General features: G+C 61.9%; 12 protein-coding genes. 6 read left to right on the plus strand and 6 right to left on the minus strand.

Annotated features, from left to right (window positions below):
- Positions 1-50: 50 nt before the first annotated feature.
- The 3 genes from G405_RS0111550 to G405_RS0111560 form a co-directional block, all read right to left on the minus strand.
- Positions 51-1079, minus strand: coding sequence for a site-specific DNA-methyltransferase (locus G405_RS0111550; RefSeq protein ID WP_199285741.1), 1029 nt, complete (start codon positions 1077-1079; stop codon positions 51-53).
- A gap of 149 nt (positions 1080-1228) precedes the next feature.
- Positions 1229-1828, minus strand: a complete 600-nt coding sequence (locus G405_RS0111555) for a ribonuclease HII (RefSeq protein WP_199285746.1) — start codon at positions 1826-1828, stop codon at positions 1229-1231.
- Between the two features lie 17 nt (positions 1829-1845).
- On the minus strand, positions 1846-2985 hold the full coding sequence (locus tag G405_RS0111560) for a PA0069 family radical SAM protein (RefSeq protein WP_022701686.1): 1140 nt from the start codon (positions 2983-2985) through the stop codon (positions 1846-1848).
- Between the two features lie 53 nt (positions 2986-3038).
- On the opposite strand from G405_RS0111560, the gene G405_RS0111565 reads away from it, so the two are divergent.
- Both G405_RS0111565 and G405_RS0111570 read left to right on the plus strand, forming a co-directional pair.
- On the plus strand, positions 3039-3740 hold the full coding sequence (locus tag G405_RS0111565; protein ID WP_022701687.1) for a TIGR04283 family arsenosugar biosynthesis glycosyltransferase: 702 nt from the start codon (positions 3039-3041) through the stop codon (positions 3738-3740).
- Positions 3737-4345 (plus strand): TIGR04282 family arsenosugar biosynthesis glycosyltransferase, encoded by a 609-nt coding sequence (locus tag G405_RS0111570; protein ID WP_022701688.1) that lies wholly within the window; start codon positions 3737-3739, stop codon positions 4343-4345. Before G405_RS0111565 ends, G405_RS0111570 begins: the two co-directional genes overlap by 4 nt.
- On the opposite strand, the gene G405_RS17020 is transcribed toward G405_RS0111570, so the two are convergent.
- Together G405_RS17020 and G405_RS0111575 are read right to left on the minus strand one after the other, a co-directional pair.
- The gene (locus G405_RS17020) at positions 4310-5335 is read right to left on the minus strand and encodes a hypothetical protein (protein ID WP_156861489.1); all 1026 of its coding nucleotides are present in this window, start codon (positions 5333-5335) and stop codon (positions 4310-4312) included. The genes G405_RS0111570 and G405_RS17020 overlap by 36 nt on opposite strands.
- Positions 5328-6122 carry a uracil-DNA glycosylase gene (locus G405_RS0111575; RefSeq protein WP_022701689.1) on the minus strand — a complete coding sequence of 265 codons (795 nt, stop codon included), beginning with the start codon at positions 6120-6122 and terminating at the stop codon, positions 5328-5330. Before G405_RS0111575 ends, G405_RS17020 begins: the two co-directional genes overlap by 8 nt.
- A 129-nt stretch (positions 6123-6251) precedes the next feature.
- On the opposite strand from G405_RS0111575, the gene G405_RS0111580 reads away from it, so the two are divergent.
- The 4 genes from G405_RS0111580 to G405_RS0111595 are packed head-to-tail and all read left to right on the plus strand — an operon-like array spanning position 6252 to position 11538.
- Complete coding sequence (locus G405_RS0111580; RefSeq protein WP_022701690.1) at positions 6252-7925, plus strand: electron transfer flavoprotein-ubiquinone oxidoreductase; 1674 nt, start codon at positions 6252-6254, stop codon at positions 7923-7925.
- A 13-nt stretch (positions 7926-7938) separates the two neighbouring features.
- Positions 7939-9642 carry a tetratricopeptide repeat protein gene (locus tag G405_RS0111585; protein ID WP_022701691.1) on the plus strand — a complete coding sequence of 568 codons (1704 nt, stop codon included), beginning with the start codon at positions 7939-7941 and terminating at the stop codon, positions 9640-9642.
- 10 nt (positions 9643-9652) lie between these two features.
- Positions 9653-10531 (plus strand): 4-(cytidine 5'-diphospho)-2-C-methyl-D-erythritol kinase, encoded by an 879-nt coding sequence (locus G405_RS0111590; RefSeq protein ID WP_022701692.1) that lies wholly within the window; start codon positions 9653-9655, stop codon positions 10529-10531.
- On the plus strand, positions 10528-11538 hold the full coding sequence (locus G405_RS0111595; protein ID WP_022701693.1) for an MraY family glycosyltransferase: 1011 nt from the start codon (positions 10528-10530) through the stop codon (positions 11536-11538). Before G405_RS0111590 ends, G405_RS0111595 begins: the two co-directional genes overlap by 4 nt.
- Before the next feature lie 42 nt (positions 11539-11580).
- Here the strand turns inward: G405_RS0111595 and G405_RS0111600 are convergent, their stop codons facing one another.
- The gene (locus tag G405_RS0111600) at positions 11581-12705 is read right to left on the minus strand and encodes a M14 family metallopeptidase (RefSeq protein ID WP_022701694.1); all 1125 of its coding nucleotides are present in this window, start codon (positions 12703-12705) and stop codon (positions 11581-11583) included.
- Between the last annotated feature and the right edge of the window lie 19 nt (positions 12706-12724).

Below are 12724 nucleotides of genomic sequence, written 5' to 3' on the forward strand. Positions count from 1 at the left end.
GCGGCGATGAGCCGTGCGGGCGTTTAGGGGTGTCGGCGTCGTTCTTCTGTTCAGACCTGCAGTTCGGACCGGATGCGGGCGCGGAGCACGTCGATCGGGGCGAGGGCGCCGCCCTGGCGCACATGCCAGAAGGTCCAGCCATTGCACGACGGCGCGCCTTGCACATGGGCGCCCATCTGGTGGATCGAGCCGGCCTGGCCGCCTGCAATCACCGTGCCGTCCGCGCGCACTTGCGCGGTGCGCCGGCCCTGGGCGCAGTACAGCGTGTCGCCCGGCTTCAGAAGGCCGGCCTCAACCAGCGACCCGAAGGCGATGCGCGGCAAAGCGCGCTTGGACTGTGTGACCTGCAACAGGTCTTCGCTGGTGGGGTTAATCGCGGCGATGCGCTTGCGCGCCACGTCGGCATAGGTCGGGTCGGCCTCGATGCCGATGTAATGACGGCCGAGTTTCTTCGCGACCGCGCCCGTGGTGCCGGTGCCGAAAAACGGATCGAGCACCAGGTCGCCGGGGTTGGAGGTGGCCAGTAGCACCCGATGCAGAAGGCTTTCGGGCTTCTGGGTCGGGTGGGCTTTCTTGCCTTCCTTGTTTTTCAGGCGTTCGCCGCCGGCGCAGATCGGCAAGGTCCAGTCAGACCGCATCTGCACGCCATCATTCAGCGCCTTCATGGCGGCGTAGTTGAAGGTCGGCTTGGCGTCCTTGGTCTTGGACGCCCAGATCAGGGTCTCGTGCGCGTTGGTGAAGCGCGTGCCCTTGAAGTTCGGCATCGGGTTGGATTTGCGCCAGATCACGTCATTGCGGATCCAGAAGCCCATATCCTGCAAGAAAGACCCGACGCGGAAAATATTGTGATAGCTGCCGATGGTCCACATGGCGCCATTGGGTTTCAAGACCCGTCGGGCCTCTTCCAGCCAGGCGCAGGAGAACAGATCATAGGCGTCGAAATCGCCGATCTGGTCCCAGTCATTGTCGACCGCGTCCACCTTGGAATTGTCCGGCCGGTGCAGATCGCCGCCCAGCTGCAGATTGTAGGGCGGATCGGCGAAGATCAGATCCACGCTTTCGTCCGGGAGCGTTTTCATCACTTCGGCGCAATCGCCTTCCAGGATGGTATCGACAGGAATTTTGTTATTTGGAATGACTGACACCTCAATCGCCCTTCTGTTCGCAACAGCGCTGATTCCCTGAGGGGTGAATCGTTTCGGCTTACCCGATGGTTAAGGCCGATTCATTATGTGCTGCGCCAGACGCCGCGCGCCTGTCTGGCCGACTGTACCGGGGCATAGCTTAACCGATGGATGGGCGTGGGTCCCAGATTTTCGAGCGCGGCTTTATGGCTGGGGCTGGGATAGCCCTTGTGCCCGGCCAAGCCAAAGCCGGGAAAGCGGTTTTCTGATTCGACCAGGATCCGGTCGCGCAGGGTCTTGGCGATGATCGAGGCCGCGCCGATGCACGCCTCCAGCCCGTCGCCGCCCACAATCGCCCGCGCCGGAGATTTTAATCCGTCCGGCACGCGATTGCCGTCGATCAGGATTTCATCGGGCCGCACGCCGAGGCTCTCCACCGCGCGCACCATCGCCGCCATAGTGGCGTGCAGCACATTCAGCCGGTCAATTTCCACAGGTTCGGCGACCCCGACGCCCACCCGCGCTTCGGCGCGAATGATCGCCGCCAGCGCCGTGCGGCGCTTCTCGCTGAGCTTTTTTGAATCATCAAGTTGATCAAGCGCCGAGAACCCGTCGGGCAGGATCACCGCCGCACACACCACCGGCCCCGCCAGCGGCCCGCGTCCGGCCTCGTCGACGCCAGCGATAAGGGGAGGAGAAAACATCATTCCGGGTCAGTCCATCAAAACAGGCTGAGCTGATCTTCGGTGTCGAGCGGGCGTTCGAACAGGTCGCAGCGCAGTTTGACCCGGTCTTTCTGAAGGCCGTAGCGGCGCACCCCGGCTCGGAAGCGTTTGGAGATCATCTCCGCGATGGGGCCTTCGCCGCGCCCGCGGATATGAAAGTCCGAACTGTAATCGGCGCCGCCGCGCGTATCGCGCACCATGTTGATCACCTTGTCGGCGGCGTCCGGTTTGACCTTTTTCAGCCAGTCGTAAAACAGGTCGCGCACCTCCAGCGGCAGGCGCAGCAGCACATAGCCGGCCGTTTGCGCGCCGGCGTTGGCGGACGCCTTTAACAACGCTTCGATTTCGTGATCAGTGAGGCCTGGAATGACCGGCGCGGTCATCACTGTCATCGGCACTCCGGCCTTTGACAACGCCTCCATCGCTTCGAGGCGGCGTTTGGGAGTGGCGGCCCGCGGCTCCATGGCGCGGGCGAGTTTGTGATCGAGGGTGGTCAGCGAGATCGCGGCTTTGACCAGCCCCAGTTCCGCAAGCTCGGACAGGATGTCGAGATCGCGCGTGATGGCGGCGGATTTGGTGATCAGACTGACGGGATGCTTGAAACGCAGGCAGACTTCAAGGATGGAGCGCGTCAGCCGCAATTGCCGCTCGATCGGCTGGTAAGCGTCGGTGTTGGCGCCGATCACAATGGGTTCAACCTGGTAGCCGGGCTTGCGAAATTGCTGTTCTAACAGACGCGCGGCGCCCGCCTTGAAAAACAGGACGCTCTCAAAATCGACGCCGGCGGAATAGCCCCAATAGGCGTGGCTGGGCCGCGCATAGCAATAGATGCAGCCATGTTCGCAGCCTCTATACGGATTGATCGACCGGTTAAACGAGATGTCCGGGCTGTCATTGGTGGAGATGATGGTGCGGCTGGAATCCTTGATCAGCGTGGTGCGGATCTGTTTGGGCGCGGGGTCGGTCTCGCTCCAGCCATCGTCAAAGGGTTCGCGGGTCTCGCGCTCGAACCGCCCCGATGCATTGGATGTGGCGGCGCGTCCGCGCGGTTGCAGCGGCTCGGGAAGGGGGCTCATGCCCCGGGCGGGAACAAAGCGTGCGGTCATGGGCTGACGGTGACTCACCGAGTGGAACATAGCAAGAACATTTTCATGTTGACTCAAGCCGCCCACCGGAGTTTCTCACCCTCATGAGTCAGATCATCACCATTCTCCCCGCCTTGAACGCCGCCGCCCATCTTGAGCGCACGCTGCAGAGCCTGACCGAGGCCGAACGCGCGGGGCTGTCGGCGGGCTGGGTTCTGGCTGATGGCGGATCAACGGACGGCACGGTGCAGATTGCTCGCCGCGCCGGATGCCAGGTGGTGACCGGCGCCAAGGGGCGCGGTGCTCAGCTGGCGCAGGGCGCGGCCCTGGCGCGGCGTCAGATCGCGGCGTCGGACTGGCTGCTCTTCCTGCACGCGGACACCCGCCTGTCGCCGGGCTGGTCCAATGAGGTCGAAGCCTACATGGCGGCCAATGCGCACCGGGACCGGGCGGCGTATTTCCGCTTCACGCTGGATGACATGTCCCATCGCGCCCGGCGGCTGGAACGCGCGGTCGCCTGGCGCTGCAAGACGTTCGGCCTGCCTTATGGCGATCAGGGCCTGCTGATCCGCGCTGATTTTTATGACCGTCTGGGCGGGTACAAGCCCTGGCCCCTGTTTGAGGACGTGGATCTGGTGCGGCGCATCGGCAAGCACCGGCTCTGGCCTTTGAACGCGCGGGCGGAGACCAGCGCCGAGAAGTTCCGGGCGGAAGGCTATCGTCGCCGCTCCCTGAAAAATCTTGTTCTGCTGGCGCGGTATTATCTGGGCGCCAAACCCTCTGACCTCGCGAAAGCCTACCGATGACGCTGCGCCCTGTTCTGGTGGTTTTCGTGAAGGCGCCGGTGATCGGCGGCGCCAAGACCCGCCTCGCCAAGGGCATCGGCAAGGTGCAGGCGTGGCGTCGGCATCGCGCCATGACCGCGACGGTGCTGCGCCGTCTGCAGGATCCGCGCTGGGAGACCGTGATCACCCTCAGCCCGGACCGGGCGCTTGACCGCCGCTTTCCCAATGTCTGGCCGGATGATCTGCCGCGTGCATTGCAGGGCGGCGGCGATCTGGGCGCGCGTCAGGCCCGCGTTTTTGCGCATCGCGCGCCGGTCTGCGTCATCGGATCGGACGCGCCGCAAATTACTCGCGACGACATCGCCGCAGCCTTCTCAGGTCTGAAACGCAATGACGCCGTGATCGGCCCCGCGGAAGATGGCGGCTATTGGCTGCTGGCGCTGAACGGTCCGGCCCCGGACATGCTTTTTGACGGCATGCGCTGGTCCCATGAAGAGACGCGCAGCGATCTGCTGCGGCAGCTGAGCTTGCATGGTCTGGAGCGGGTGAAGAGGCTGCGTCCCTTGCGGGATGTGGACGAGGCGTCAGACTTAGAGGTCGTAAAGGGCCAGTCCTCGAAAATGTGAAGACATCATTTCTTCGCAAGTTATTTTGGAAAGTATTGCTGTTTTTGATTTTGGAAACAATACAGAAAGAGCTGATTTTATTTGCGAAATTGAGAAATCAGACTCGCCATAAGCTGTCCCATAAATTTCTTTTACATTATTCGAAGCTGTTCTCATAAGGCGCAAATTTTGATCGTGGAAGCCAAATCCAAGTATAACTGCTACCTCAGAATTTTCGATAAATGATTGAATTTCATGTTCTGTATCGCTGTTAATCGATTCAGAATAGGTCAATATTTTATTCGATAGATCAATGGTTTCGTCAGCAGATAGAGATTGACCAAAATCTGAGCGCACATAATGAGGTATTTCGTTGTGATCTTTACCGGCGACGCCGTATGGGTGCACTATATTCATAGTCGACATGATTCGTTTAACTGTATTTAGATCTAAACTATATGTAGACATTAGAGCTTGGGAGAAATATTCTTCAATGCATCTGTCGTAATTAAAAACAATAAAATATGAGTCTTCAAATATTTTTTCTATTGTTGTTTTGTCGTGGCCGCGTATGAGTAAAAGCCATAGGCTATAAAGCCAAGTTTCTCTCATTTTTTCTGTAAAGATCGGGTGGGTATGATTTTCTAAATATAAATCTGATTTTCTTTCTCGCTCCCTAATATGATGAATAATTGAAATTTTTCCATAAGTTGTGATGTGTTGATCTTTTCTTGTTTCTATAAAATCATCTATCGACGGCATGCCTTTTAGACTTGTCTTAAATTCACGATAAATATTTGCTGAATCTGATGGTATCAAATTTCTAATTGCTGCCTCTTTTATTATATAGGCAAATTTGGGATCTCTAGTTTTGCTCTCCACAACATTATTAAGCTCAAATGTTATATGGCTTGATGTCCAAATGTCATTTAGGAGTTCTTTCCCGGAGGGAAATTTTAGCGACAAGCTCGCTCCAGCGCCAATAATGAAACAAGTCTTGTTTTTAAGCATTTAATCTCGCCTTCAGGCTCAGCAAATCCTGCCAGCTTTTGGCTTTCTCCTGCGGGCGACGCAGCAGGAAGGCGGGGTGATACATCGGCAGGGCCGGAATCACCGTCCCGTCGCTGAGCGTGTAGTCATGCCAGCGTCCGCGCAGCGTCATGATCCCGTCTTTGGACCGCAACAGGCTTTGCGCGGCGATGCCGCCGGCAAAGACAAGGGCTTTGGGTTTCACCAGCTCGATATGGCGCTCGGCGAACGGGCGGCAGGCCTCGATCTCGGCGTCGGTGGGTTTGCGGTTCCCCGGCGGACGCCAGTAGACCACGTTGGTGATCAGGGCGCGCGTGTCATCCAGGCCGATGGCGCTGAGCATCTTGTCGAGCAAATGCCCGGCGGGCCCCACGAAGGGGACGCCCTCGCGGTCTTCATCCCGGCCTGGCGCTTCGCCCACCACCATGACATCGCCCTGGGGATTGCCCCGTGCGAACACCAGCTGGGTGGCGGTGGCTTTCAGCGGGCAGCCGTCAAAAGCGTCGAGCGCTTGCTTGAGCTCGTCCACGGACTGGGTCGCCTGCGCCAGGGCGCGACCGTCCTGAGTCGGCGCGGCGCCAAAGCCGGCCTGACGCGCCTGGGCGCCGGTGGCGCGCGCTTCAGAGGCGGCGGGCGGCGGCGCGATGCTGGAGGATGCAGCCGCTTTGGGCGCGGGCAGGGGCGGCAGCGCCTCGACGCCCGATTGATCCCACCATCCGATCAGGCTCTTCAGAGCACGGACATCTTCGGGGGAGAGGGGCGCGGTCATGGAACGTGTTTTTCCGATATGGACTGTGTGAGGCTTCACCCTAGCTCATAACGCAAGCCTGGGTTAATACGAAAGAGAATGCGGCGCCAGCGAATGAGCGCGGCAGGGGCTGAGACTTGAGGAGACGACATGGCCGACGGGGCGATTGAGCGCGAATCCATGGAATACGATGTGGTCATCGCAGGGGCTGGCCCAGCCGGTCTTGCGGCGGCGATTCGTCTGAAACAACGCTGCGAAGAAACCGGGCAGGATCTGACCATCGCCGTCCTTGAAAAAGGCTCCGAAGTCGGCGCGCACATCCTGTCAGGCGTCGTTTTCGATCCCAAGGCGCTGGACGAGTTGCTGCCGGACTGGCGCAATGATCCAAGCCAGCCGTTCGACACGGAAGTCACCGAAGACGTCTTCATGGCGCTGGGCGAGGCGGGCTCCGCCACGATCCCCGGCTTCGGCATGCCGCCCTTCATGCACAATCATGGCTGCTATGTCGGCTCGCTGGCGACCATGTGCCGCTGGCTGGCTGAAAAAGCTGAAGCCATGGGCGTTGAGGTCTATCCCGGTTTCCCGGCGGACCAGTTCATCGAGGAAGACGGCGTCGTCAAAGGCGTGATCACCGGCGATATGGGCGTCGCGCGCGATGGCGGTCACAAGGACATGTACCAGCCCGGCATGGAGCTGCGCGGCAAGTACACCCTGATCGGCGAAGGCGCGCGCGGTTCGCTGTCCAAGCAACTGATCGACAAATACGGACTCAGCGAAGGCCGCGACCCGCAGAAATTCGGCATCGGCATGAAAGAGCTCTGGCGCATCAAGCCGGAGAATTTCAAGAAGGGCCGCGTGCAGCACACCATGGGCTGGCCGCTGGACAATTCCACGGGCGGCGGCTCCTTCCTCTATCATTTCGGTGACAATCTTGTTTCGGTCGGCTTTGTGGTGCACCTCAACTACAAGAACCCGCACCTGTTCCCGTTCGGCGAATTCCAGCGCTTCAAGACCCACCCTGACATCGCGCCGATCTTTGAAGGCGCCGAGCGTCTGTCCTATGGCGCGCGGGCGATCACCGAGGGCGGCTATCAGTCCGTGCCCAAGCTGACCTTCCCGGGCGGCGCGCTGATCGGTTGTTCGGCCGGGTTCGTGAACGTGCCGCGCATCAAGGGCAGCCATAACGCCATGAAGACCGGCATGATGGCCGCTGAAGCTGCGTTCGACGCGCTGGCCGAAGGGCGTCAGGGCGACGAGCTGACCGCTTACGCTGAAGCCTATGACAAGTCCTGGGTGAAAAAAGAACTCAAGACCGTCCGTAACGCCAAGCCGCTCTGGACGAAGTTCGGAACGGTGCTGGGCGTCGCGCTGGGCGGTATGGACATGTGGACCAACTATCTGTTCGGGTTCTCGATCTTCGGCACGCTCAGCCATGGCGGCAGTGACGCAGAGGCGCTCAAGCCCGCCGACAAATGCAAGCAGATCGACTATCCCAAGCCTGACGGCGTTCTGACCTTTGACCGTCTGTCCTCGGTGTTCATCTCGAACACCAATCATGAGGAAGACCAGCCGATCCACCTGAAACTCAAGGATCCGGCGCTGCAGAAGTCGTCCGAATATGATGTCTATGGCGGCCCGTCCGCGCGGTATTGCCCGGCGGCGGTCTATGAATGGGTGACGCCGGACGAAGGCGGAGAGCCGACCTTCGTGATCAATGCGCAGAACTGCGTCCACTGCAAAACCTGCGACATCAAGGATCCCAACCAGAACATCAACTGGACCACGCCTGAAGGCGGTGGCGGTCCCAACTATCCGAACATGTAAGGGCGGGGCGAAGATGCGCCCCGACACCGGCTTTCGCGCCGCGCTGACCTCGATCTTGGGCCTGGGCCTTGGATTGAGCGTGAGCGCGTGCGCCAGCTTGCCTGACGCCGGGTTCGGTCATGAAGAACGTTCGGTCTACGGCTCCTATCTGGCGGCGCGCTACGCCGGCTCGTCTCGCGATCTGGAAGCGTCGTCCGAGCTGTACGCTCAGGCGCTAGACCGGGCGCCGGACTCGACGCTGATCTCGCAGCGCGCTTTCTTCGCCGCCCTGGTGGCGGGAGATTTCGATCGCGCCGATCAGGTGGCCGAGCAGGCCGCCAATGATCCGGAGACCGCTCAGATCGCCGGCATATACTGGCGCGCCCTGAGCCTTGGACACGGCCGGGAGCCTGTTGAGCTGGAGAACAACGCCGTCGGCGTGTTTTCAAACCTCGTCACCGATATTCTTCAAGACTGGGACGCCATTGCGCGGGGGCAGGAGGTGTCCTGGGCGCAAAGCGATATCAGTCTGGCGACGCCGCAAACACCCTCAGCCGAGCACTGGCTGCATCGCGCGCTCGTTCTCGAGCATCTGGGCCAGGATGAAGCGGCGGACGCCGCCTATCAGAACGCCCGCGCCGGCATGCCTGGCCTGATCACTTTCAATACCCTGATGTATGGCGCATTTCTGGAGCGTCAGGGACGAGTGGATGCGGCGCGCTCGCTTTATGAAGAGGCGCTGGAGATCCGCTCAGTCGAGCGCCCTGATGTGGAAGCGGCGCTGGCGCGTCTGGACCATGGCGGCCGTCCGCCACGGTTTCCGCGTGCGCGGGAAGCCGCCGCGCGGGCGCTGTTTCCGCCAGCCTCCATCGTCAGCAACCGGGCGGGCGGCGAATATACGGTGCTGTTCCTGCGCGTGATCCAGCGTCTGGACCCGAATTTTCATTACAACACCCTGACCATCGCCCAGATGCTCGACAGTCTCGATCTGCAAGAGGCGGCGCTGGCTGAATACGCCAAGATCGACGACGGCCCGCTGTATGAGGGCGTCCAGGTCAATCGGATTTGGCTGCAATTCCGGATGGAGGAGCGCGAGAGCCTGGTGGATGAGGCGCGCGCGCTGGTCGAGCAAAGTCCAACCATCCCGCATCAGCTCTTGCTGGCGGATATGCTCCGCGTGACCGATCGCTGTAGCGACGCCATACCGATTTACGCGCATGTGGTTGAACAAGCGCGGGAAGAGCGTGGCGAAGCGGATTGGCGCTATGTGTTCTACCAGGCGGCCTGCACCGAAATCGTCGAAGGCTGGGACGTGGCGGAGCCCTTGTTCGAACGCACGCTGGAGCAGGCGCCCGACGAGCCGCTGGTGCTCAATCATCTGGGCTATAATCTGATCGTGAAGGGTGAGCAGCTCGAACGCGGGCTGCGCATGGTCCAGCGGGCCGTATCGCTGGACCCGTCCAACGGCGCCATTACGGATTCGCTGGGTTGGGGGCATTACAAGCTCGGCAATTTGCGTGATGCGATCTACTGGCTGGAGCGTGCAGTCACCTTGAGCCCGGACAGCGCCACCAATAACTGGCATCTGGGCGACGCCTACGCCGCCGCCGGCCGTCAGCTGGAGGCGGAGTTCCAATGGCGCCGGGCGCTGGAGCTGGATCTGGATGAGGGCGAGCGTGAGCTGATCGAGCGCCGGCTGGAGCTGGGACTGGACGCCGGGCCGCCCGATCTGCCATGAGAGCGGCGTCATGACAGACGCAGCCAGTGAATTCGCCCCCGCCAAAGTCAATCTCAGCCTGCGCGTCGGTCCGCCGCGCGCTGACGGCTACCATCCGCTCGACTCCCTTGTGGTGTTCGCGGACTGGGGCGATGCGTTGAGCGCGCAGCCCGCTGACACACTGACGCTCAGCCTTACGGGGCCGGGGGCTGATGGCCTGCAGTCGGATCCGCAAAACCTGGTGCTGAAAGCCGCCTACGCCTTGCGCGCTGCGGCGGACCAGCCCGAGCTGGGCGCCCATCTGACGCTGGACAAGCATTTGCCGGTCGCGGCGGGGCTCGGCGGTGGGTCTTCAGATGCGGCGGCGGCGCTGCGCGTGTTGAACCGGGTCTGGGATCTGGGGTTTTCCCTCAAGCAACTTGCAGAGATCGGCACGGTGGTCGGCGCGGACGTGCCGGCCTGTGTTCATGCTCGCCCCTTACGGATGCAAGGCATCGGCGAACGCGTCACCCCGTTGATCGCCTGGCCGGCCCTTCATGGGGTGATCGTGCATCCCGGGGCGCCGGTGCCCACTGGGCCCGTGTTCAAGGCCTATGATGCGACAGCGCCGCAGCCGCTATCTCCCGGAGCGCCCATGCTGGCGGGCGATCTGGAGGCGGCGCTCAATCGTCTGGCGCTGGACGGCAATGATCTTGAGGCGCCCGCGATCGCGCATTGCCCGGTTATCGAGCCGGCGCTGGCGGCGCTGAAGCGTCAGCCTGGCGCGCGCCTTGTGCGCATGTCCGGGTCAGGGGCGAGCTGTTTTGCGATGTTCGAAACGCCGGAGTCCGCGGACAGGGCGTCCCGTATGATCGCAGGCGAGCACCCGGACTGGACCAGCCGCGCTGTGGTGTTCGGGGGCGCAGCGTGAGCGGGGCGCTGTTCGCCATGGCGCTCACCGCCGCCTTGGTGAGCTTTGTCGTCTCTGTGTTGGTCTTGAAGGGCGGCGTGCTCGATCTGCCGAACGCTCGGTCCAGTCACAAGACCCCCACGCCGCGCGGCGGGGGGGTGGGCGTTCTGGCGGGTGTGGGCGCCGGGGCGCTGGTGGCCAGCGCCTTTCCCCTGGGCGCCTCGGCGCTGGGGGGTGTTCTGATCGTGACGGCGCTGTTAGGCCTGCTGGGGTTTCTCGATGACCTCTTTGTGCTCGATGAACGCCTCAAACTGGTCTCCTTCATCGTTTTCTGCGCGGCGATGGTGTCCGCGGCCGGACCGGTCACCCGGTTCGGGCTGACCTATGAGCTCGGCTTTGCGCTGCCGATGCTCGTCGGCTGGATCGGCTCGGCGCTGTTTGTGTTCGTGGTCGTGAATGCGGCGAACTTCATGGATGGCTCGGACGGCATCCTTGCTGCGGTGATGATCCCCGCGGGCGTTGCGCTGTGCGTCGCCGGGCTGGCGGCAGGCGTGATGACCAGCGTCATTGCGGGGGCCTTGCTGGCCGCGAGCCTTGCCGGCTTTGTTGTGCTGAACTGGCCGCCGGCGAAACTGTTTGCGGGCGATGTGGGCGCGCTGGGCGCCGGGGCGCTCTATGCGGGCGGTGCGCTGGCGCTGGTCAATCACGGCTTTTCCGGCACGCTCTGGCTGGCGCCCTTGTTCGTGCTGGTCTTTCTGGCGGACGTTCTGCTGACCCTGCTGCGCCGGGCGCGGCATGGCCGGTTTTCGTTGTCGGCCCATCGTGAGCACGCCTATCAGCGCCTGATTGATTCAGGTTGGAGCCATCAGGCGATCGCGCTCGTCTATGGCGGGCTGACCGCCGGGATCGGGCTCACAGGCCTGATCGCCGCCCAGATGATGGACGGCGCCGTGCCGATGGTGTTCGCGCTCTGGACGGTGGTCCTGACCGCGCTTCACGTGTCGGTCGGGCGGGTTGTCGGGCGGTAGCGCCCGACCTGACGCAAGGTCAGGCCGGGACTTCACCTTTGATCAGAGCTGATCGAGCATCGCGCGAATGGCGTCGAGTTGGCTGGCGCCGAGTTTCATCGAGCGCTCTGTCGACCAGCCATAGATGGCGTCAGGCATGTCCGCATTGTCCTTGAACGGCATTTCCAGGGTCATGGCGAGGCATTTGAAATGATGCCGCATCCAGTGCGTCGCGATCGAAAGGTCGGCGCTGCCCGGCGCATCGACGTCATAGCCGAACGCGGTCTGGAAATCGGGGTTGAAGCGTTTCAGTTCCGCCTTGTAGCCGTCGAGCTTTTTCTGATCGCTCTCCGTCCATCCCGGCACGCCTTCGGCGCCCGCGATGAAGTTATAGGGCAGGCCTTCGTCGCCATGCATGTCGAGGAAAAAGTCGACGCCGGTCTGCTCCATGGCGTCGAGCACGCATTTGACTTCCGGAGAGTTCTCGGCGCTCGCCTTGTCCCATTCGCGGTTGAGGTTCACGCCCTTGGCGTTGGTGCGCAGATGGCCGCGAAACGACCCGTCCGGATTCATGTTCGGCACGATGTGGAAGACGGCTTTTGACAGCAGGTCGCGCGCCACCGGATCATTGTCATCCAGAAGACGCTCCAGAAGGCCTTCGGCCGCCCATTCCGCCATGCTCTCGCCTGGGTGCTGGCGCGCGGTGATCCATAGCGTCTTCTTGCCGTCGCCGGGTTCGCCCACGATGAGCCGGTCGATATCGCGACCGTCCAGCGTCTCGCCGATCACATCGAGCGTGACGCGGGGATCGGCCTGGCAGGCGGCGATCAGGGCGTCATGGCGGGCCATGGAATAGGGGGCGAAATAAGCGATCCACACGGCGTCCGCATCCGGGGTGAGCGTCAGGGTCAGCTGACCGTCAGCGTATGACGTCTCGATCCGCTCCCAATGCTCGCGGTCTTCAGACGCGACGGCCTGATAGCCGTCCCAGCCGTCCAGATACGCGGCGCCGCCGGCGTTCTCGATCACCATGCAGCAGGTCTGGCCCTTCGCGCCGGACAGGCGGAAATGGAACCATTGATAGAAGTCCGAGCCCTTGTCCTTTTTGATCTCAAGGCGAATGTCCTTGGGGTCGGAAGCGGACTTCACAACGATATTGCCGGAATCAAACTGGCTGGAGATGCGCATGGCGGACCTCTTTCTGGGG

This window comes from Oceanicaulis alexandrii DSM 11625 (assembly GCF_000420265.1).
In the GTDB taxonomy this organism is placed as follows: Bacteria; Pseudomonadota; Alphaproteobacteria; order Caulobacterales; family Maricaulaceae; genus Oceanicaulis; species Oceanicaulis alexandrii.